At 73.3% G+C, this 20449-nt stretch carries 24 protein-coding genes; 5 read left to right on the plus strand and 19 right to left on the minus strand.

What is annotated here, in order from left to right:
- Window positions 1–67 precede the first annotated feature (67 nt).
- Window positions 68–724: a response regulator transcription factor gene (locus ABZW32_RS34580; protein WP_356223933.1), complete on the minus strand. Its 657-nt coding sequence runs from the start codon at window positions 722–724 to the stop codon at window positions 68–70.
- Window positions 725–968: 244 nt separating this feature from the next.
- A complete protein-coding gene (locus tag ABZW32_RS34585) occupies window positions 969–1751 on the minus strand; it encodes a serine protease (protein WP_356223934.1) in 783 nt (260 codons plus the stop codon).
- Between the two features lie 122 nt (window positions 1752–1873).
- On the opposite strand from ABZW32_RS34585, the gene ABZW32_RS34590 reads away from it, so the two are divergent.
- Window positions 1874–2770 (plus strand): hypothetical protein, encoded by an 897-nt coding sequence (locus tag ABZW32_RS34590; RefSeq protein WP_356223936.1) that lies wholly within the window; start codon window positions 1874–1876, stop codon window positions 2768–2770.
- 151 nt (window positions 2771–2921) lie between these two features.
- Entirely contained in the window at window positions 2922–3578 is a 657-nt protein-coding gene (locus ABZW32_RS34595; RefSeq protein WP_356223939.1) for an HAD family acid phosphatase, read from the plus strand.
- An 11-nt stretch (window positions 3579–3589) separates the two neighbouring features.
- On the opposite strand, the gene ABZW32_RS34600 is transcribed toward ABZW32_RS34595, so the two are convergent.
- From ABZW32_RS34600 to hsaA, 7 genes are all read right to left on the minus strand, one after another.
- Entirely contained in the window at window positions 3590–3901 is a 312-nt protein-coding gene (locus ABZW32_RS34600; protein ID WP_356223941.1) for a hypothetical protein, read from the minus strand.
- Window positions 3902–4017: 116 nt separating this feature from the next.
- A complete protein-coding gene (locus ABZW32_RS34605; protein WP_356223944.1) occupies window positions 4018–4320 on the minus strand; it encodes a hypothetical protein in 303 nt (100 codons plus the stop codon).
- 73 nt (window positions 4321–4393) lie between these two features.
- Window positions 4394–6070 (minus strand): FAD-dependent oxidoreductase, encoded by a 1677-nt coding sequence (locus ABZW32_RS34610; RefSeq protein ID WP_356223946.1) that lies wholly within the window; start codon window positions 6068–6070, stop codon window positions 4394–4396.
- Window positions 6067–6567 carry a flavin reductase family protein gene (locus ABZW32_RS34615; protein WP_356223949.1) on the minus strand — a complete coding sequence of 167 codons (501 nt, stop codon included), beginning with the start codon at window positions 6565–6567 and terminating at the stop codon, window positions 6067–6069. Before ABZW32_RS34615 ends, ABZW32_RS34610 begins: the two co-directional genes overlap by 4 nt.
- Window positions 6555–7448 (minus strand): VOC family protein, encoded by an 894-nt coding sequence (locus ABZW32_RS34620; RefSeq protein ID WP_356223952.1) that lies wholly within the window; start codon window positions 7446–7448, stop codon window positions 6555–6557. Before ABZW32_RS34620 ends, ABZW32_RS34615 begins: the two co-directional genes overlap by 13 nt.
- Before the next feature lie 11 nt (window positions 7449–7459).
- Window positions 7460–8326 carry a 4,5:9,10-diseco-3-hydroxy-5,9,17-trioxoandrosta-1(10),2-diene-4-oate hydrolase gene (gene hsaD, locus ABZW32_RS34625; protein WP_356223954.1) on the minus strand — a complete coding sequence of 289 codons (867 nt, stop codon included), beginning with the start codon at window positions 8324–8326 and terminating at the stop codon, window positions 7460–7462.
- Entirely contained in the window at window positions 8323–9492 is a 1170-nt protein-coding gene (gene hsaA, locus ABZW32_RS34630; RefSeq protein ID WP_356223957.1) for a 3-hydroxy-9,10-secoandrosta-1,3,5(10)-triene-9,17-dione monooxygenase oxygenase subunit, read from the minus strand. Before hsaA ends, hsaD begins: the two co-directional genes overlap by 4 nt.
- Before the next feature lie 230 nt (window positions 9493–9722).
- Between hsaA and ABZW32_RS34635 the strand changes: the two genes are divergently transcribed.
- A complete protein-coding gene (locus tag ABZW32_RS34635; protein WP_356223960.1) occupies window positions 9723–10595 on the plus strand; it encodes an IclR family transcriptional regulator in 873 nt (290 codons plus the stop codon).
- A gap of 89 nt (window positions 10596–10684) precedes the next feature.
- Here ABZW32_RS34635 and ABZW32_RS34640 read toward each other — a convergent pair whose 3' ends face one another.
- The 6 genes from ABZW32_RS34640 to ABZW32_RS34665 form a co-directional block, all read right to left on the minus strand.
- Window positions 10685–11776 (minus strand): ferredoxin--NADP reductase, encoded by a 1092-nt coding sequence (locus tag ABZW32_RS34640; RefSeq protein ID WP_356223962.1) that lies wholly within the window; start codon window positions 11774–11776, stop codon window positions 10685–10687.
- A complete protein-coding gene (locus tag ABZW32_RS34645) occupies window positions 11769–11999 on the minus strand; it encodes a hypothetical protein (protein ID WP_356223965.1) in 231 nt (76 codons plus the stop codon). Before ABZW32_RS34645 ends, ABZW32_RS34640 begins: the two co-directional genes overlap by 8 nt.
- Window positions 11996–13147, minus strand: a complete 1152-nt coding sequence (locus ABZW32_RS34650; RefSeq protein WP_356223968.1) for a Rieske 2Fe-2S domain-containing protein — start codon at window positions 13145–13147, stop codon at window positions 11996–11998. The genes ABZW32_RS34645 and ABZW32_RS34650 overlap by 4 nt, the downstream gene beginning before the upstream one ends.
- A 94-nt stretch (window positions 13148–13241) precedes the next feature.
- Complete coding sequence (dmpG, locus tag ABZW32_RS34655) at window positions 13242–14276, minus strand: 4-hydroxy-2-oxovalerate aldolase (protein ID WP_356223971.1); 1035 nt, start codon at window positions 14274–14276, stop codon at window positions 13242–13244.
- On the minus strand, window positions 14273–15169 hold the full coding sequence (locus ABZW32_RS34660; RefSeq protein WP_356223974.1) for an acetaldehyde dehydrogenase (acetylating): 897 nt from the start codon (window positions 15167–15169) through the stop codon (window positions 14273–14275). The genes dmpG and ABZW32_RS34660 overlap by 4 nt, the downstream gene beginning before the upstream one ends.
- A 13-nt stretch (window positions 15170–15182) precedes the next feature.
- Window positions 15183–15965, minus strand: coding sequence for a 2-keto-4-pentenoate hydratase (locus tag ABZW32_RS34665; RefSeq protein ID WP_356223977.1), 783 nt, complete (start codon window positions 15963–15965; stop codon window positions 15183–15185).
- A gap of 253 nt (window positions 15966–16218) precedes the next feature.
- Here ABZW32_RS34665 and ABZW32_RS34670 point away from each other — a divergent pair, with 253 nt between their 5' ends.
- Window positions 16219–16659: a hypothetical protein gene (locus ABZW32_RS34670; RefSeq protein WP_356223980.1), complete on the plus strand. Its 441-nt coding sequence runs from the start codon at window positions 16219–16221 to the stop codon at window positions 16657–16659.
- 42 nt (window positions 16660–16701) lie between these two features.
- On the opposite strand, the gene ABZW32_RS34675 is transcribed toward ABZW32_RS34670, so the two are convergent.
- The 4 genes from ABZW32_RS34675 to ABZW32_RS34690 form a co-directional block, all read right to left on the minus strand.
- Window positions 16702–16962, minus strand: a complete 261-nt coding sequence (locus ABZW32_RS34675) for a DUF397 domain-containing protein (protein WP_356223982.1) — start codon at window positions 16960–16962, stop codon at window positions 16702–16704.
- A complete protein-coding gene (locus ABZW32_RS34680; protein ID WP_356223985.1) occupies window positions 16931–17770 on the minus strand; it encodes a helix-turn-helix transcriptional regulator in 840 nt (279 codons plus the stop codon). The genes ABZW32_RS34675 and ABZW32_RS34680 overlap by 32 nt, the downstream gene beginning before the upstream one ends.
- 142 nt (window positions 17771–17912) lie before the next feature.
- Window positions 17913–18575: a DUF4360 domain-containing protein gene (locus ABZW32_RS34685; protein WP_356223988.1), complete on the minus strand. Its 663-nt coding sequence runs from the start codon at window positions 18573–18575 to the stop codon at window positions 17913–17915.
- Window positions 18576–18610: 35 nt separating this feature from the next.
- Window positions 18611–19261: a DUF4360 domain-containing protein gene (locus tag ABZW32_RS34690; RefSeq protein WP_356223990.1), complete on the minus strand. Its 651-nt coding sequence runs from the start codon at window positions 19259–19261 to the stop codon at window positions 18611–18613.
- Between the two features lie 402 nt (window positions 19262–19663).
- Here ABZW32_RS34690 and ABZW32_RS34695 point away from each other — a divergent pair, with 402 nt between their 5' ends.
- Complete coding sequence (locus ABZW32_RS34695; protein WP_356223992.1) at window positions 19664–20212, plus strand: DUF1062 domain-containing protein; 549 nt, start codon at window positions 19664–19666, stop codon at window positions 20210–20212.
- Window positions 20213–20449: the final 237 nt, after the last annotated feature.

Here is a 20449-nt window from a genome sequence, read left to right on the forward strand (position 1 = left end):
GGGGCCGACGGCCGGGACGCGGCCGGGGGCGTGAGGGGGCCGGGGCGGGGGCGCGGGTGGGGTGGGGTCACCTGGGGCCGGCGGCGAGGCCGCTCTCCCAGGCCCAGGCGGCGATCTCGACGCGGTTGCGGGCGTCGAGCTTGGCCTGGACGTTGGCGAGGTGGGTCTTGACGGTGGACAGGGACACGTACAGTTCGGCGGCGATCTCGGCGTTGGTCAGCCCGCGGGCGAGGCAGCGTACGACCTCGCGTTCGCGTTCGGTGAGGGGCTCGGCGGGGCGGCGGGCGGCCTGGGCGGCGGTGGTGCGCGGGGCCATCTCGCGCAGCAGCCGCACGGTGATCGCCGGGGAGACGAGGGCGTCGCCGACGGCCGCCGCCCGGACGGCTTCAACCAGCATGGCCGGGCTCGCGTCCTTCAGGAGGAAGCCGGAGGCGCCGCCGTGGAGCGCGGCGTGGACGTACTCGTCGAGGTCGAAGGTGGTGACGATGACGATGCGCGGGCCGTCGCTGCCGGAGAGGCGGCGGGTGACTTCGAGTCCGTCGAGCCGGGGCATGCGGATGTCGAGGAGGAGGACGTCGGGCCGGTGCTCGGCGACGGCGGCGAGGGCGGCCTCCCCGTCGACGACGTCGGCGAGGACCTCGATGTCCGGCTGGCTTTCGAGGATCATCCGGAAGCCGGTCCTGACCATCTCCTGGTCGTCCGCGATGACCACGCTGATCGTCATGCGCCGCCTTCCCCGCTGTCGCCCGCTGCCGCCGGTGGGTCCTTCCCGTCGGACCGGGGCGGGTGTCGGCCCGCCGTCGCGGGGCGGGCCGTCGGGAGGGTGTCACGGGGTGGGGGCGGTGGCGGGCCGGGCTCGCGACGGCTCCCCCGACATTACGCACGTTCGGGGCAGCGCGCCTCGCCCTTCCGGCCCCGTAGAGAGCGGCCGGAAGGGCGAGGAGTGGGGGCGGAAGCGGGGGCCGGGGCTACAGGCCGGCCGCGGCGGCCTTGATGTCGGCGGCGAAGGTGGAGACCTCGGTGTAGACGCCGGGGTAGCCGGCGCGGGCGCAGCCCTCGCCCCAGCTGACGATGCCGACCTGGATCCAGGCGTTCGCGTCGTCGCGGCGGAACATCGGGCCGCCGGAGTCGCCCTGGCAGGTGTCGGTGCCGCCCTGGGCGAAGCCGGCGCAGATCTCCTCGCCGGGGGTGAGGTCGGCGCCGTAGGAGCTCTGGCAGGAGGCGTCGGAGACGAAGGGGACCTGGGCCTTGAGCAGGTAGCGCTGCTGGCCGCCGCCTTCTCGGGCGGCGCCCCAGCCGGCGACGGTGAAGGTGCCGTTGTCGTAGGCCTTGGTCTCGGCGATCTTGAGGGTGGGCTGGTTGATGGGCTTGGCGAGCTTGATCAGGGCCCAGTCGCGGCCCTTTCCGTTGTAGCCGGGGGCCTGGAGGACCTTGGTGGACTTGACCTTGACGGCACTGGAGCTGTTGAGGTCGACGACACCGCCGGTGGCGGTGATGGAGGTGTTGTTGCCGGAGCCGTCGACGCAGTGGGCGGCGGTCAGCACGATCTGCTGGGTGTAGAGGGCGCCGCCGCAGCCCATGGAGAGGCGGACCATGAAGGGGAACTCGCCCTGGGCGGCGCGGGTTCCGCCGACGACGGGGGCGGGGGCGGCGCTGGCGCCGGTGGGCTGGAGGCTGACGGCCGCGAGGGCCACGGCGCCTGCGGCGAGGGTGCGCTTGAGGACTCCTGTGAGAGTGGCCACGGTCAACACACTGCCTTTCGTGGGGGGTTGGGCTGTGCGCGCCATCGGGTTCATGACACGTCCATGACACCTCTGCGCCGCCACGGGCTTCAAGAAGGCCTTTTCGGACAACTTCCGGCCCGGGGGGCGGTATGACGGACGACGGCCGCCGGACCAGCCCGGTCGAGCACGGATTTCCGCACCTGGAGACGGTCCGCGCGGCGATCGGCGCGCTCTTCCGCGCGCTGACCGCCGACGGGGTCCGGGCCTATGCCACGAGCCTGGATCCCGCCGATGCGGCCTTCGGCCCCGAGGAGGACCTGCACCTGGGGGCGCACCGGGTGGCGTCCGCGGTGGTGCGCGCGCTTCGGTTGCCCGACGCGCGGATGGTGGTCGCCTTCCGGCCGATGCGGGACGCGGCCACCGTGGAGCTCGCGGCGGGCCCCGAGTACTTCGTGGAGGTCAACGACCGCTTCCGCGTGCACCGCCGCGACCTGGCGGCGGCCCTCGCCCACGAGGCCGCGCACGTGCTGCTGCACCGCCTCGGCCTGCGCTTCCCCGCCACCGCCGACGACGAGGTGCTCACCGACACGGCCGCCGCCTTCCTCGGGGCCGGCTGGCTGCTGCTGGACGCGTACCGCGAGGACGCCCTGACCCACCAGAAGCTCGGGTACCTGACCCCGGAGGAGTTCGGCTACGTCCTCGCCCGGCGCGCCCGCCTCTTCGGGGAGGACCCCTCCCCCTGGTTCACCAGCCCCCGGGCCTACGAGGCCTACGTACGCGGGCGCGCGCTCGCCGACCGGGAGTGGCGCCGGGCGCCCCTGGCCGGCGCGGGCCGGGCGCAGCGGCTGCGCTACGCCGGCGCCCGGCGGGCGGGGGCGGCCCCGGCGCGCGGGGCGGCGTACCGGTTCGGGCGGGGCGAGGACGGGGAGGCGCGGGTGAGCTTCCCGTGCCCGGTGTGCGGGCAGTGGCTGCGGGTGCGGGCGGGCGGCGGGGCACTGCGGGCGCGGTGCGGGCTGTGCCTCACGGTGCTGGAGTGTGACCCCTAGGCGGGACGGGAACAGGAGCGCGGGGCGGGGTCCGAGAGGGAGGTTTCACCGGGTGGCCACGAAAAGTTTCCTACCGACCAGTAGACATGGGTGCGGCGCTGACCGAATCTGATCGCGTACATGCCAACGCATCACCGAGGAGCGCCCCCACATGCTCGCTGCCCACCGCGCCCGCGCCGCCGCCGCGGCCGTCGTCGCCGCCACCGCCCTGACCCTGCTGCCGGCCACCGCCGCCGAGGCCGCCCCGGCCGCCGCGCCCGCCGCCGCCCCCGCCGCGTCCGCCCCCGGCGGCAACGCGGCCATCCTGGGCATCGACTACGCGACCTGGCAGCGCGACGTGGCCGCCGTCGTCGACGCCGCCCGCCCCGCCATCGAGCAGCGGATCGCCGCCTCCCCCGCCGGGGAGAAGCCGGCCATCGTCCTCGACATCGACAACTCCTCGCTGGAGACGGACTTCCACTGGTTCTGGACGTTCCCGACCCCCGCGATCGAAAAGGTCCGCGCGCTGACCCGGTACGCCAGCGACCGCGGCGTCGCGATCTTCTTCGTCACCGCCCGCCCCGGCATCGTCTACTCCCTCACCGAGCGCAACCTGAAGGCCGTCGGCTACCCGGTCAACGGGCTGTACGTACGGGACCTGCCCGCCCTGTTCGAGCAGGTCAGCGCCTACAAGACGGCCAAGCGCGCCGAGATCGAGGCCCGCGGCTACACGATCATCGCCAACATCGGCAACAACGAGAGCGACCTCGTCGGCGGCCACGCCGAACGCACCGTCAAGCTCCCGGACTACGGCGGCAAGCTGTCCTGACCCGGCGCCCGTCAGAGGCCGCCACAGCCCCCGCCGCACCCGCCGCCGCACCCCGCACCGCCGCAGCCGCCCGGCCCGGCACCGCCGTCACTGCCGCTGTAGCCGGAAGCCCCACCGGAGCCGCCGCCGCCCCGGCTTGCGGAGAAGGAGGCCGTGCCCAGGGCGGCGAGCACGAGGGGCGCGGCGGCGATGGCGGTCATCCACCAGCCGAGGCGCTCCTGGGCGCCCTGGAGGTCCGGATCCAGCAGGATCCAGACCAGCGCCCCCCATACCCCGGCGCACAGCACCGAACTGACCACGGCCCAGCATCCGAACCGGCTCACGTCCCCCACCACCCCGTCCGTCGTATCCCGTGTCGTGCCGTTGTGCCCGGAATACGGGGGTGGAACACGCGGCTCCGCGGCGGCGGGCCGTCCCGGCGCCCGCCGGGGCCGACGTCTCAGCCCCCGCAGCCACCGCAGCCCCCGCAGCCGCCCCCGCAGCCGCCGGCTCCCGGGCCGGCCGGGCCGCAGTCGGTGCCGGAGGCGTAGGCGGCGCCGCCGTCGCCGGGGGCGCCACGCTCGGAGATCATCCCGCCCAGGCCGAGGAGCATGACGGGCGCGACGGCGATGGGGAACATCCACGGGCCGAGGGCGTCCTCGGTGCCCTGGAGGCCCGGGTCCAGCGTGATCCAGGCCAGTGCCGCCCACACTCCGGCCCACAGCGCCATGCCGCACCAGGCCCACCACTGCGTCTTCGCCATCCCCGCACCGCCCCTTCCCTCGGGTCAGGTCAGGGGTTGTGCCCGCGGCATGATGACGGAACACCCTCCTCCGTCAACTGCGCTCGCCCGCGATGGCGTTGACCGCCGCCCAGGAGAAGGCCATCGCGGGGCCGATGGTGGCGCCCGGGCCCGGGTAGGTCTCGCCCATCACCGCGGCCGAGCAGTTGCCGGAGGCGTACAGGCCCGCGATCGGCGTGCCGTCCTCGCGCAGCACCCGGCCGTCCCCGTCGGTGACCAGGCCGCCCTTGGTGCCGATGTCGCCCGGGTGCACGGGGACCGCGTAGAAGGGGCCCTTGTCGAGCGGCGCCAGGTTGGGGTTGGGGAGCGTCGGGTCGCCGTAGTAGCGGTCGTAGACGCTGCCGCCCCGCCCGAAGTCCTCGTCCGTGCCCCGCTCGGCGAAGCCGTTGAAGCGGCGGACGGCGGCCGGCAGGCCCGGCGCGGAGATCTCCCGGGCCAGTTCCTCCACGGTCGCGGCCTGCTTCAGGAAGCCGCTCTCGCGCCAGGACCTGGGGAAGGGCTGCCCCGGGAAGAGGCCCGCGAAGAGGTAGCGGGCCCTGGAGCGGGCGTCCAGGACCAGCCAGGACGGCACGGTCCGCGCCCCGGGCCGGTCGGCAGCGTACATCCGGTCGACGAACGCGTGGTACGGCAGGGCCTCGTTGGCGTACCGCTCCCCCGCCCCGTTCACGATGACCATGCCGGGGATGCCCCGGTCGGCGACGAGGAAGAAGGGCCTGCCGCCCGGCGGGCACACCGAGGGGGCGCCCCACACCTTGTCCATCAGGTCGGTGGCGGCCCCCAGTTCCGCACCCAGGCGCAGCGCGTCGCCGGTCTGCCCCTCGGAGGCGTGCGTCCAGGCGGTGGAGGTCGGCGCGGGCAGGTGCTTCTCACGCAGCGCCTGGTCGTGCGAGAAACCGCCCGACGCCAGCACCACACCGCCCCGGGCCGCCACCGCGACCTCACGGCCCGCCCGGGTCACGCGTACGCCGTCCACCCGGCCGGAGGCGTCCGTGACCAGGCCGGTCAGCGGCGCGGACAGCCACAGGTCCCCGCCGAGCCGGTCCAGGGAGAGCCGCAGCCGGGCGACGAGCGCCTCGCCGAGGGAGAGCAGCCTGCGCCCGGTGGCCAGCGCCCCCAGGGCCCGCAGGCCGACCTTCACGGAGGTGCGCCGGCCCGCCCAGGTGCGCCCGACCATGTTCAGGAAGCGGAAGTCGTACGAGGTCATGGTCAGCCCGTACGTGGGCAGGCCCGCCCGGCGCATCCCGCGGCCCAGCTCCCCCAGCCGCCTGAAGTCCACGATGCACGGCTCCACGGAGCGCCCCTGGGCCATGCCGCCCTGCGCCTCGGGGAAGTAGTCCGGGTAGCCCGGGGTGTACATGAAGCGGACCTCGGTACGGTCGTGGAACTCCCGCACCATGCGCGGCCCGTGGGCGAGGTAGGCCTCCGTACGGGAGACCGGGACCCGGTCGCCGACGGTGGCGTCGAGGTAGGCGCGCGCCTTGTCGTGGGTGTCGGCGATGCCGGCCCGGTCGAGGTGGAGGTTGCCGGGGACCCAGACCGCTCCGCCGGACAGGGCGGTGGAGCCGCCGTACCGGTCGGTCTTCTCGACCACCAGGACGGTCAGGCCGCGCAGCCGGGCGGTGATCGCGGCGGCCAGTCCGGCCGCGCCGGAGCCGACCACCACCACGTCGTACTCGTACTCGTACTCGAACGGGTCGGTCGGGTCGGTCATCCGAAGGCTCCGGTGGCGTAGGCGCTGCGGAAGTACAGCAGGGGCGATCCGCCCTCGCGGGCGCTGAGTTCGAGGATCCGGGCGGTGACGAGGTAGTGGTCGCCGGCCTCGTGGACGGTGTCGAGGGCGCAGTCGACGGTGGCCAGGGCGCCGGTGACGCGGACGGCCCCGTGCGCGGACTCCTCCCAGGCCACGCCCGCGAACTTGTCGCCGCCCCGGCGCCCGAGGGCCTCGCAGACGGAGCGCTGCTCCTCGGCGAGGATGCTCACCCCGAACCGGCCGGCCGCCCGGACGGCGGGCCAGCTGGAGGAGCCCTTGCCGACGCAGAGCAGGACCAGCGGCGGGTCCAGGGAGAGGGAGGCGAAGGACTGGCAGGCCAGCCCGGCCGGGCGGCCGTCGTCCCCGACGGCCGCGACGACGGTGATGCCGGAGGCGAAGGTGCCCAGGACCCGGCGCAGCAGGGCGGGGTCGGTCGCGGGGTCCGTCAGCCGTTCCACTGGTGGCCCCAGAAGCTGTCGGCGGTGATCTCCTTCGCGGTCCAGGTGGCGGGGTCGACGAGGAGGCCGTCCCAGCCGTACTCGACCTGGAAGCCGCCGGGGGCCTGGGCGTAGAAGGAGACCATGTGGTCGTTGGAATGCCGGCCGAGGGTGGAGGCGATGGGGACGCCGGCGCGGTTCATCCGGTCCAGGCAGAAGCCGACGTCGTCGAGCTTCTCCAGCTCGACCATGAAGTGGACGATGCCGGGCGGCAGCGCGCCGGGGTAGAGGCCCAGGCTGTGGTGGCGGCGGTTGGGGCTGAGGAAGTGCATCCAGTGGAAGTCGCGGCCGGGGGCGCCGGTGGGGACGGCGACGGGCGGCAGCCGCATGGAGTCGCGCAGCTGGAAGTCGAGGAGGTCCTCGTAGAAGGCGAGGGTGACCTCGGTGTCGGGGGCGGGGAGGACGACGTGGCCCAGGCCCAGTCCGCCGGTGACGAAGCGGTTGCCGTACGGGGAGGCGAGCGGGGTGTGGTCCTGGGCCTGTCCCCAGTAGAGCTCCAGGGGGTTGCCGCTGGGGTCCTCGCAGTGGACCAGGCCCTGGACGCGGCGGTCGGCGAGGGTGGCGGCGTCGGCCTGCTTGACGGGGAAGCCGGCGGCCTCCAGTTCGGCGGCTGCTTCCTCCAGGGCGCGGGCGTTCGCGACCTCGAACCCGGCGGCAAGGAGGCGGTCCTGCTCACCGGCGACGAACTGGAAGCGGTGGACGCGGTCGTCGATGCGGACGTGGAGGCTCCCGGGGGTGCTGCCGGGGGCCTCGGTCATGCCGAGGAGGTCGAGGACGTAGGTGCGCCAGGCGGGGAGGTCGGTGGTCTCGATGCGCAGGTAGCCGAGTGCGCGAATGTCCATGGTGGGCCCCTTCAGTGGGAGAAGAAGTCGGTGGCGAGGCGGTTGAACTCGTCGGCGGCCTCGGTCTGGGCCCAGTGGCCGCAGTGGGGGAAGACGTGGAGGCGGGCGTCGGGGATGGCCTTGAGGGCGAGGAAGGCGCCGTCGACGGGGTTGACGCGGTCCTCGCGGCCCCAGGTGAGCAGGACGGGGCAGGTGATGCGGTGGGCCTCGCGCCAGAGCATGGTGTCCTCGGGCCAGCGGGCGAAGGAGGCGGCCATGCGGGCGTTGCCGAGCCGGGCGGCGGGGTCGGTGGCCTGGGTGTAGCGCTCCTCGACGAGGGTGTCGGTGACGAGCGCCGGGTCGTGGACGAGGGTGGTGAGGAAGGTGCGCATCCGCTCGCGGGTGGGCTCCGGGTCGGTGCTGAACTCGAAGAGCCGCTTGATGCCTTCGGTGGGGTCGGCGGAGAAGAGGTTGAGGGAGATCCCTCCGGGGCCCATCAGGAGGAGTTTCGCGACCCGGTCGGGGTGGTCGAGGGCGAGCCGGGTGGCGGTGCCGCCGCCGAGGGAGTTGCCGATGAAGTGGGCGCTCTCGATGCCGAGTTCGTCCATGAGGGCGACGACGGCGAGGGCGCTGAAGCTGAAGTAGTCGCGGTCGGGTTCGGGCTTGTCGGAGCGGCCGTAGCAGGGCTGGTCGACGAGGAGGGTGCGGAAGCGGGTGGCGAAGTGGGGCAGGTTCCCGCCGAAGTTGGACCATCCGGAGGCGCCGGGGCCACCACCGTGCAGCATGATCACGACGGGCGCGTCGGCGGGCCCGGCCTCGTGGAAGTGCACGCTCATCCCGGCGGCCTTGACCGTGCGGGAGGTGCTCTCGTGGGTGGGGTTCGCGTGGGCGGGGCTCACAGCATCGTGTCCTGGATGTCGAGGCCGAGGGCGCCCTGGCCGAAGAGGACGAGGGCGCGTTCGGGGTCGTTGGCGGCGTGGCCGCGACCGGTGTGGATGTCGCGCCAGGCGCGCTGGACGGGGTTGGGGCCGGTGCGCAGGGCGCTGCCGCCGGCGTTCTCCATGAGGAGGTCGACGGCGCGGACGCAGCGTTCGGTGGCGAGGACCTGGTCGCGGCGGGCCCGGGTGCGCAGGGCGGTGGGCAGGGTCTCGCCGCGTTCGGCGAGGGCGTACAGGTCGGCGACGTTGCGCTGGAGCTGGATCCAGGAGGCGTCGATGTCGCTCGCGGCGCGGGCGATGCGGACCTGGGCGAAGGGGTCCTCGGCGACCTGCTGGCCGTAGGAGACGCGGAAGCGTTCGCGGGTGGCGGCGACGTGGTCCTCGTAGGCGCCTTCGGCGATGCCGACGATCGGGGTGGAGATGGTGGTGGTGAAGACGGCCGCGTACGGGAGGCGGTAGACCGGTTCGGGGTTGACCGCGTGGCCGGGGACGCTCAGGGCGGTGACGGGGCCGAAGCTGAGGGCGCGGTGCTCCGGTACGAAGACCTCCTCGACGGTGATGTCGTTGGAGCCGGAGCCGCGCAGGCCGACGGTGTCCCAGACGTCGTCGATCCGGTACTGGGTACGGGGGACCAGGAAGGTCCGCATGTCGACGGGCCGGCCGTCGGCGTCGGTGACCAGTCCGCCGAGCAGGGCCCAGTCGGCGTGGTCGCAGCCGGAGGAGAAGTGCCAGCGCCCGCTGAGGGTGAAGCCGCCGTCGACGGGGGTGACCGTGCCGGTGGGGGCGTAGGAGGAGCAGATGCGGGCGTCGCGGTCGGGGCCCCAGACCTCCTCCTGGGCGCGGGGGTCGTAGAGGGCGACGTGCCAGGGGTGGACGCCGACGACGGAGGAGACCCAGCCGGTGGAGCCGCAGGCCTTGGCGATCTCCTTGACGGCGGCGTAGAAGAGGCCGGGGTGCGCGGCGCGGCCGCCGTGGGCGCGGGGCTGGAGGAGGCGGAAGAAGCCGGTGTCCGCCAGTTCCTTGATGCTGGCGTCGGGGACCTTGCGCTGGGCCTCCGCCTCGGCGGCGCGGGCGCGCAGGGCCGGGGCGAGGGCGCGGACTGCGTCGAGGACGTCTTCGTCGCTCATGGTGTCCCTTCTCGGGTCTACGGCTTCGGGGTGCGGTGAACGTACGCCGGGGGGTGCGGGGGCGGAACGCGCCGTTCCCACTGAATGGGAAGCCCGCGCAGGAGCCCGCACCGGAGCCCGCACCGGACGATCCGAAGTATTACTGAATGAAATACATGTGTCCGGGTCCTTCCCTGCGCCCGGAGCCGCGTGGCAGGGTCGCCCCAACGCCTCACGCAGGGGGTTTTCCCGTGTCGGACCAGGTCATGGACACCGAGCTCGCACCGCTGTCGCTGCTGGAGAAGGCCGCGCACGTGCTGGGCGCCTTCGAGGGCCCGGAGCCGCGGCTCTCGCTCACCGAGGTGGTGCGCCGCTCCGGGATCCCGCGCTCCTCCGCCCACCGGATCCTGGACCAGCTGGTGCGCCTGCGCTGGCTGGACCGGGAGGGGCGGGACTACCGGATGGGCATGCGGATGCTGGAGCTGGGCGCGCTCGCCTCGCACCACAACCGGCTGCGCCGGGCGGCCCTGCCGCTGCTGCACGCCCTGCACGAGCAGACCGGGCAGCTGGTGCACCTGTCGGTGCTGGACGGGGCGGAGGTGGTGTGCCTGGAGCGGATCGGCGGATCGGAGGCCACCGCCGTGCCCTCCCGGGTCGGCGGCCGGATGCCCGCGTACTCCACGGCCGCCGGCAAGGCGCTCCTCGCCTTCGGCAGCCCGGACGGCGTCGAGCACGTCCTCGCGCGGGGCCTGCGCCCGCGCACCGCCCGGACCCTGGTCCGGCCGCACGCCCTGCGCGCGGAGCTGGCCGCCACCCGCGAGCGCGGGATCGCCTTCGACCGGGAGGAGAGCTTCCGCGGCGTGTCCTGCGCGGCGGCGCCGCTGCGGGGCTCCGGGCGGGCGATCGCCGCCGTCTCGGTGTCCACCAGCCGGGGCGGTGAACGGGAACTGGCCCGGCTGGCCCCCGTGGTGGCCGCGTGCGCGCGGGCCGTGTGGCGGGAGCTCTACGGGGCCGGGCGGGCTTCCCGGACGCCCTCCGCGCCCCCGCGGGACCTCGAACCGGCGGTGCCGGCGCGGGCGATGGACAACATGTTGGGCTGGCTGCGGTTCAGCGAGTGGATGTAGCGGGTAGTCATATCCCATCGCACGAGAAGGGCTCCGGACCCGACCTCCCCGCCAGGGGGCCGGACCCGGAGCCTTCCTCGTTCCCGGCCCTACGCGTAGCCGATGCGCACCCGGTCGGTGAGCGGCAGCGCCTGGCAGGCCAGGACGTATCCGTCGGCCAGGTCGGCGTCGTCCAGGACCTCGTTGCGCGCCATCGCCACCCCGCCGTCCAGCACCCGGCAGCAGCAGGCGCTGCAGGCGCCCTCGCGGCAGGAGTACGGGGCCGGGGCGCCCGCCGCGAGGAGCACGTCGAGCAGCGGCGTCCCCCGCCGCCAGGGCAGCCGGTACGTCCGCCCGTCCAGCTCCACCTCCGCCTCCGCGTCCGCTTCTGCGCCGGCCTCAGCGGGCGACTCCGGGGCGGCGGGCGGCGCGAAGACGTCGGCGCCGAGCGAGAAGTAGCGCTCGCGGTGGATCCGGCCGGCCCCGGCCCCCGCCGCGCGCAGGGCGCTCTCGGCGGCGTCCATCAGCGGGCCGGGCCCGCACAGCCAGGCCTCCCGCCCGGCGTACGGGGCGAGCGGGGCCCCGAGTCCGGCGGCGGTCGGCAGCCCCTGGAGGGACTCCAGCCAGTGCAGGACGGTGAACCGCCCGGGGTGCTCCCCGGCCAGTTCCCGCAGCTCCTCCCGGAAGATCACCGAGTCGGGATCGCGGTTGGCGTACAGCAGCGCGACCGCGCCCCGCCCGGCCACCAGCGCCGACTTCGCGAGGGAGAGCACGGGGGTGATCCCGCTGCCACCCGCCACCAGCAGCAGGTCCCGGTCGAGCCCGCCGGGGCCGGGCGTGAACGTCCCGGCGGGCGGCAGCACCTCCAGGACGTCCCCCGGGGCCACTGCGTCGCAGACCCAGCCGGAGCCGAGCCCGCCGGGGACCCGCTTGACGGTGATGCGCATCGGCTCGCCGGTGTGCGGGGAGCTGGCCAGGGAGTAGCAGCGGGCCGCGCCGCCGGGGATCCGGACCGTGAGGAACTGCCCAGGGGCGTAGGGGAGTTCCGCGTCCAGGACGAGGGAGACGGCCTCGGCGGTCTCCTGGATCCGTTCCCGGACGCGGACCAGCAGCCTGCCGGGGGCTCCGCCCCGGCTCGCAGCGGGGGCCGCGGCTTCGGGCGCCGCCGGGCGGGCCGTCGTAGCGGATCGGTGTTCAGGCATCGGCGGGCACCTCCAGGCGGCCCTCGCGGACGGCCGCCTCGATGCCCGCGCGCAGCGCCGGGCAGGAGCGGACGCGGGCGCTGGGCTCCCCCGCGGCCACCCCGGCGCCGATGCGCGGGCAGACGGCGGCGGCCTCCCGCGTCCACTGGACCTGGGTGTGGGCGGGGCTGAACTTCTCGCACAGCACCCGGTTGCCGCACTCCCCGCACTCGACGGGCGTCATCCGCCGGCCCCGGCGGCCCGGCGGGCCAGGTTCCCGGCGACCTCCGCCTCCCAGGCGGAGGTGGCGCGGGTGGTGTCGATCTCGAACTCGAAGCGGCGCACCATCTCCTCGCGGACGTCGGCGGCGTCCACGTAGAACTGTTCGTACCAGCGGCGGAGCTGGTAGACGGGGCCGTCCTCCTCGGTGAGGAGGGGGTTGTCGATGCGGGTCTTGTTCTTCCAGATCTCCACGTCCTGCTCGAAGCCGACGGCGAGGCCCTCGGCGGTCAGCCGGGCGGCGTCGGCGGCCTGTTCGTCGCTCATGCCGGGGAGCTTCCTGACGATCGCCCCGTACATGAGGACGAAGGAGTTCTCGTCGACCGGGTAGTGGCAGTTGATGAGGACGGACTCCATCTCCAGGCCGCCGCCGACATCGCTCCACAGCCGGTCGATCATGTACGAGGGGCCGTAGTAGGAGGCGTCGGAGCGCAGTCCGCCGCCCGTGGAGAGGGTGCCGAGGTCCACGTCCGGGCGCGGGGTGGACTCCATGTACTGGGTGGCGACGTGTCCGTCGAAGACGTTCTTGAAGTAGCGCGGGAAGGCGTAGTGCACGTAGTAGAAGTGCGCCATGTCCACGACGTTGTCGACGATCTCGCGGCAGTGGGAGTTCTCCACGCGCAGCGCGTTCCAGCTCCAGTCGCTCCACTCGGCGCTGCCGAAGCCCTCGATCTCGGGGATGGTGACGCCGGGGGGCGGCGGGTTGCCCTCGGGGTCGTGCCAGACGTAGAGCTGGCCGTTGCGTTCCAGGGTGGTCCAGGCGCGGGTGCGGGCGCGCAGCGGGACGCGGCGGGCGTAGGGGACGGAGGCGCAGCGGCCGTCGCCGGACCAGCGCCAGTCGTGGAAGGGGCAGGCGACGGTGTCGCCCTTGACGGTGCCGTGGGCGAGGTTGCCGCCCATGTGGGGGCAGTAGGCGTTCAGGACGCGCAGGGCGGGGTCGTCGGCGCCCTGGAAGACGACCAGCCGGGTGCCGAAGGCCTCCACCTCGTGGGGGTTGCCGTCCTTGAAGGCGCGGGCGAGCCCGAGGCAGTGCCAGCCGCGCGCGAAGCGGGCGGGGACGGCGGCCGCCTCGATGACGCGGGGTCCGTCCTCCGCCGGGGTCGTTGGGGTCATGGGGTGGCCCTCCTCTTCTCTGGGGGTGGTGGGTGGTGCGGGGAACGACTCGCGGGGCCTACAGGGCCCACGGGGCTTACGCGGCCTACGGGGCCTACGCGCTGCGGCGTTCGGCGGCGAGTTCGAGCGCGATGTCGATGAGCTGGTCCTCCTGGCCGCCGACCAGCCGGCGTTCGCCCGCACGCAGCAGGATCCGGGCTCCGGAGACCCCGTAGCGTTCGGCCTGGCGGTAGGCGTGCTTGAGGAAGCTGGAGTAGACGCCGGCGTGGCCCATGAGCAGGGCCATCCGGTCGAGGCGGCACTCCTCGTCCATGACGGGCCGGACCACGTCCTCGGCCGCGTCGATGACGGCGAGGACGTCGATGCCGGTGCGGATGCCCATCTTCTGGCAGACGGCGGCGAACGCCTCGACGGGCGTGTTGCCCGCCCCGGCGCCGAGCCGGCGCGTGGAGCCGTCGATCTGGAGGGCTCCGGCGCGTACGGCGGCGACCGAGTTGCCGACGCCCAGGCCGAGGTTCTCGTGGCCGTGGAAGCCGACCTGCGCGTCGTCGCCCAGCTCGGCGACCAGGGCCGCGACCCGGTCGGTGACCTGGTCCATGACCATGGCCCCGGCGGAGTCGACGACGTAGACGCACTGGCAGCCGGCGTCGGCCATGATCCGGGCCTGGCGGGCGAGGTCCTCGGGGCTCGTGGAGTGGGCCATCATCAGGAAGCCGACGGTCTCCAGGCCCATCTCGCGGGCCAGGCCGAAGTGCTGGACGGAGATGTCGGCCTCGGTGCAGTGGGTGGCGATCCGGCAGATCGTCCCGCCGTTTCCGTGGGCCGCGCGGATGTCGTCCTTGACGCCCAGGCCCGGCAGCATCAGGAAGGCGATCCTCGCGTGGCGGGCCGTGTCGGCGGCGGCCTTGATGAGTTCCTGCTCCGGGGTCGCGGAGAAGCCGTAGTTGAAGGAGGAGCCGCCGAGTCCGTCGCCGTGGGTGACCTCGATGACGGGGACGCCGGCCGCGTCGAGGGCGGCGACGACCGACCGGACGTCCTGGGCGGTGAAGCGGTGGCCCTTGGCGTGGGAGCCGTCGCGCAGGGAGGAGTCGGTGATCCGGATGTCCAGGGTGTCGGAGTACGTCTTCACAGGTGGAGGCCCTTCGCGAACTCCTCGCCGACCTTGGTGGCGGCGGCGGTCATGATGTCGAGGTTCCCGGCGTAGGGCGGCAGGTAGTCGCCCGCGCCCTCCACCTCCAGGAAGACCGCCACCCGCGCGTGCCCGCCGGTCGCGGGCGAGGGGTCGTCGAACTGCGGCTCGGCGCGCAGCCGGTAGCCGGGCACGTACGCGGCGACGTCCTCGGCGACCTGCTTGACGGAGGCGCTCACGGCCTCGCGGTCGGCGTCCTCGGGGATGGCGCAGAAGACGGTGTCGCGCATGACGACGGGCGGCTCGGCCGGGTTGAGGATGATGATCGCCTTGCCGCGGGCGGCGCCGCCGATCTCCTCGATGCCCCGGGAGGTGGTACGGGTGAACTCGTCGATGTTGGCGCGGGTGCCGGGCCCGGCCGACACGGAGGCCACCGAGGCGACGATCTCCGCGTAGGCCACGGGGACCACCCGGGAGACGGCGTGGACCATGGGGATGGTGGCCTGGCCGCCGCAGGTGATCATGTTGACGTTGTCCGCGTCGAGGTGGGCGGTCAGGTTCGCGGGCGGGACGACGGCCGGGCCGACGGCGGCGGGGGTCAGGTCGACGGCCCTGATGCCGAGTGCGGCGTAGCGCGGGGCGTTGGCCCGGTGCACGTACGCCGAGGTGGCCTCGAAGACCAGGTCGGGGAGTTCGGCGCGCTCCAGGAGCCGGTCGACGCCCTCGTGGGTGACGTCGAGTCCGGCCCGGCGGGCGCGGGCGAGGCCCTCGCTGTCCGGGTCGACGCCGACCATCCAGCGGGGTTCGATGTGCGGGGAGCGCAGCAGCTTGTAGAGCAGGTCGGTGCCGATGTTGCCGGAGCCGACGATGGCTGCGGTGGCTTTCTTCGTCACGTGCGGGTTCACCTCAGGCGAAGGAGAGGGAGACCGGGCCGAGCCCGGTGAAGTCGGCGGTGTAGGTCCGCCCCGCGGTCACGTCCACGGCGCGGGTGCAGGACCCGGGCAGGATCAGGTGCCCCTTGCGCAGCGGTACGCCGAAGCGGGCGACGGTACGGGCCAGCCAGGCGACTGCCGTGGTGGGATCGCCGAGGACGGCGTCGGAGCGGCCGGTGGCGAGGGTGTCGTTGTGAGAGCTGAGGCGGGCCTCGACGGCCTTGAGGTCCAGCTCGCGGGGATCACGACCCTCGCCGATGACGTAGCCGGCCGAGGAGGCGTTGTCGGCGATGGTGTCGGCGATGGTGATCCGCCAGTCCGCGATGCGGCTGTCGATCAGTTCCAGGGCGGGAACGACGCGCTCTGTGGCGGCGAGCACGTCGGCCCCGGTGCATCCCTCCCCCGGCAGGTCGTCGCCGAGCACGAAGCCGACCTCGACCTCGATGCGGGGCGCGCAGTAGGCGGCGGCCGGGACGGGGGTGTCCGGGCGCAGCTCCATGGTGTCGAGGAGGTGCCCGTAGTCGGGCTCGTCGACGCCCATCATGGCCTGCATGACGGGGGACGACAGTCCGACCTTGTGGCCGGTGACGCGGGCGCCGTCGGCCAGGGACCACTCGATGTTGATCAGCTGGATCCCGTACGCGTCCTCGGCGTCGATCCCCGGGAACAGCTCGGTCAGCGGCCGTACGGGCACCCGCTCGCGCTCCGCCGCGCGCAGAAGTGCGGCGGCCTCGCGCCGGAGCCGGTCGTCGAGCATGGGGGCCTCCCGGCTGCGGTGGTGTGTGGTGCCGCAGACGGTAGGCGGGGGGCGGGCGGGGGCGGGAGGCCGTTGTCCCGCTGAGCGGGAAAGCGCGTGGGGCGGGGACCGCGGGGGTACGCACCGGAATCCGCCCCGCCACCGCACCGTCTCGGTCATTTCCCTCCGGCGGCGGCGAAGGTGCCTTGCGGACTGCGGCGGGCCGTGAGGGAATCACCACGATTCCAGCGACTCCCGGACAAGGAGCACGAACATGGTTTCTCGGATAGGCGTGTTACGGCACGGAGTGGTGCGGCGGGGGGCGGTGGCCCTGGCCGCCGCCGGACTCGCCCTGGCCGGTACGGCCGTCGCCGCTCCCGCCCAGGCGGCGGCCCCGGTCTGCGAGGGGACCAAGGTCGACACCCTGGACTACGCGACCGGCTACACGTACCTCTACTACAGCTCCGCGACGGGCCGGAACTGCGCCTACACCGTCCCCAAGAGCGGCAGCGGAACGGCCCAGCTGATGTTCGTGGGCCTGTCCCGCGCGAGCGACAACACGATCGTCTCCGACGTCGGCGACTACAAGTACCACGCCGGCCCCGTCTACCTGGACGCCCGCGGCACCTGCGTGCAGTTCAACGGCCAGGTCCGCTCGGTGTCCGCGAACTCCGGCTGGGGCCACTGCGGCAACCTGAGCGCGGTCGCGCGTTGAGCGGGGGCCCCGGCCACTGCGACCGGGGCCGGGGCCCGCGCTCTACAGGGCCCCGACGAAGGCGGCGAAGGCGTCCCGCCCGACGGTGAACACGGGGCCGCCGGGGTTCTTGGAGTCCCGCACGGCTACGAGGCAGGGCTGGGGGGAGACTTCTACGCAGTCACCGCCGCCGGAGCCGCTGCGGCTGGCCTTGACCCAGGTGGCGGCGCCGAGAGGGGCGCACTCGATGCAGTCGCCGCCGGTGCCTCCGCTGTAGCTGGACTTACGCCACTCAGCGTCCGTCAGGTTCTGGATGGTCCCCATAACGTTCCTCCCGTACGCGGGCGATCAGCGCCGCAGACTGCTCCACGGATAGGGCCGCGGCCTGCAAGTGATCGTAACGGTGCGCGCAGTCCCTGACCGTGGCCGGGTTGGCTGTCACATCGGCCGAACCGTACCTCTCGGCGTAGACGATGTCGGGGTCGCTGGCGAACCTCAGGACATTGAACGACCCTACGGTTGCCGGGTGTTGACCAACATCGAAAGGAAGCACCTGAATGCGGACCTCCCGGTGGTCCGCGAACCCCAACAGGTGATCCAGTTGGGCCCTCATGACCTCGCGGCCCCCGAACGGCCTGTACAGGACCGCCTCATCCAGCACCACCCAGATCAGCGGCGGCTGGGCTTTGCTCAGGATGCGTTGCCGCTCCAGCCTCGCAGCGACAGCCTCGTCCAACTTGTCCGACCAACCCGCCTGCAGTACGGCCCGCGCGTATTCCGGCGTCTGCAGCAGCCCGTAGACCAGCTGCGCCTGGAACGTGGAGATGTATGTGGCCTTGACCTCCATCTCCGCATACTCCTGGAACCACGCAGGCAACTGGCTCCTCAGCACCAGCCCCACCAGCCGACTGAACATCCCGCCGGTCCCGAGCGCAGCATCAATCCGCTCCGAAAAGTCCCTCGTCGGGACCTTCCTCGCCGTCTCGATCTGCCCGATCAGGGACCCGGTGCAGAACACGATGCCGCCCAGATCCTCCTGCTTCAGCTTCGCCTCCTCGCGCAGGCGCCTCAGCTCGGAGCCGTAGTAGTCCAGCGGCGAGGCGCTGGGGTCGAGGTCGCGGATGTTGACCACGAGGCGGTCACCCCCAAGTTCGGTCGGTCTGTAGCCGAGCGTAACCAAACGACCGCGTACCGGTACCCGGAATCGGGCAATCCGCACAGCGGAGGGGGCGGGGCCCGTCGCACGTCGGTCCCGTCCCCTCCGCCGCAGGGGGCTACGCCTTCGGCGTGGGGCAGGTCGCCCAGGCGAGGTGGTACAGGGTGTTCACGCTGGCGTCGGTGGAGTCCATCGCCATGAAGCTGGTCGCGGTGGGGCTGGACGTGCCCGGGTTGACCCGGAGTTCGGTGTTGATGTTGAAGTTCCGCTTCTCGCCGCAGGGGGCCCAGACGAGGTCGGCGTACTCGGTCTTGTCGGTCGACTGCCAGTTGTCGTTGAACGGGCCGCTGAACGTGTGGGTGCGCTGGGCGGTCTGCGGCATGCCCTGGAAGTAGTAGTTGGCCCGCTCCACGCCGGTCGCGCCGGGCTGGAGGTAGCCGAAGCCGCGGTAGTCGGCCTGGACGATGGCGTAGGTGAAGCCGTTCGGCACGTGGACGCGGAGGTTGAGCTGACAGTTCTTGCGGAAGGCCGTCGGCGGGGCGCCGGGCCCGATCTGGGCCGTGTACTCGCTGTAGGTGACGGTGAAGGCCGTGTTGTCGGGGGCGACGGCGACCTGGGCGGTGCCCTCGCGGCAGCCGGAGCCGTTGACGGTGGCGAGTTCGATCACGATCTTGTCGGGCGGGACGGTGATGGACGCCTGGGCCTGGGCCGGGGCACCGGTGGCGATCAGGGCGGCGGCCGCGCCGCCGACGAACAGGGTGCGGGAGCGGGAATGCGACATCGATGTCACTCCTTCTGCTTACGCGCAACGCGCTGTCAGGCGGCGGGACATTCCTTCCACTCGAAGTGGTAGACGGTGTTCACGCTCCCGTCGGTGGAGTCCATGCTCATGAAGCTCAGGGTCTGGGGGCTCGACGTGCCCGCGTACACGCGCAGTTCGGTGTTGACGTTGAGGTTGCGGGTCTCGCCGCAGGCGGCCCAGACCAGGTCGCTGAAGCCGGTCTGGTCGCTGGCCTGCCAGTCGTCCCCGTACGGGCCGTTGAACTGGTGGGTGGTGCGGGAGGTCTGGGAGGCCCCCTGGAAGTAGTAGCCGGCGCGCTGCTGGCCGTAGGCCCCGCGCTGGAGGCTGGCGAAGCCGCGGTAGTCGGCGCGGGCGATGGCGTACGTGTAGCCCTGGGGGACGTGGACCCGCAGGGCGAGCTGGCAGTTCTTGCGGAAGTCGGTGCCGCCGGAGCCGGCTCCGGTCTGGGCGAGGTAGTCGCTGTAGGTGACGGTGAAGGCGGTGTTGTCGGGGGACGCGGCGACGCTGGTGGTTCCGGCGGGGCAGCCAGAGCCGTTGGCCCCGACGACCTCCACGGTGACGTGTCCGGGCGGCACCGTGGCGGTGTCCGCCTGGGCGGGGGCGGGAGCGGCGACGGCCGCCAGGGCGATGGCGGCGGCCCCGAAGGTGAGTCTGCGAAGGCGCATGTCCGGTTCTCCGTCCGTAGGAGCGGGATTGGGCGTGGACATGCCATCACAGCAGGAGGGGTTCGGGAGGGGCGCGTACCGGACAAGCGGCCGGGGGCCGGGCCGACCCCCCGACCCCTGGCCGGAACCCGCAAGTCCGCAACCCCCCGCGACCGCGCCCCATCAGCCCGGCTCCCCCGCCGCCCGGCCCGGCGGCTCCGGGCCGCGCGCCGCGCCTGCCCGAAAACCGGTGGAAGGGGGCCGCCGTGCTCCCTTACCGTGCTGCCGGACCACATCTCCCAGGCAAGGACGGCCCGTTGTACACCGTGTGAGACCCCCCGAGTGCTGATTCGTCGCGCGTCGCGCCTTTTGCGCCGCGCTGCTTCCTGCTGCGGTCTTCTCACTGAAAATCGGTGTACCCCTGTGCTCAACAACTGGGTCGTCATGCCCACATGCCTGCCGCTCGTCCTGCGCCGCTGCCACACGTGCGCGTCCGATCGCTTCCGGGCGAACGGAAAGTTCCGCGTCAACGCGCACCACAAGCTCCTCGACGCCTGGCTCCTCGTGCTCTGCACCGGATGCGGGGAAACGGCGAAGCTCACGGTCCTGGAACGGGCGAACGTGCGCTCGATCCGGCCCGAGCTGCTGGACCGGTTGCACGACAACGACCCCGGTCTGGCGGCGGAGCTGCTCCAGGATCCGCTCCTGCGGCGGCGCAATCGCATCGCCCTCGACTGGGACGGTGCCTGGCGCCTCGACACCGGCGGATCGGACCACCTGGACCGCGAGGTGATCGACGTGTCCGTCCGCTTCGCGGCCCGGATCCCCGTCCGGCCGCTGCGGCTGATCGCCGAGGGCTGCGGTCTTTCGCGGGCGGAGACGGAGAGGCTGGCCGAGGAGGGCAAGCTCGTCTCGGCGGTCCGGCTGGGCGGCAGGCTCTCCGGAGACTTCACCTTCACGCTCAAGCGCTGAGCCCTCCCGGAGCGCGGGGCCCCGCCCCCGGATAACCCCCGGCCCGCCCCCCGCCCCCCCCGGGGGGTTTAACAAAAAACCGGGCGGGGGGGGGGGGGGGAACCCCCCCCCCCACAAAAACCACTTCCCCCCCCAAAACAACACACACCACACCCCCCCCCCCCCACCCACCCCCCAAAACCACGCCGACCGCCCCCCCCCCGCCCCCCCCCCCCCACCCCCCCCCCACCCCCCCAA

The sequence above is a fragment of the Streptomyces sp. NPDC004667 genome (assembly GCF_040609475.1).
GTDB lineage: Bacteria > Actinomycetota > Actinomycetes > Streptomycetales > Streptomycetaceae > Streptomyces.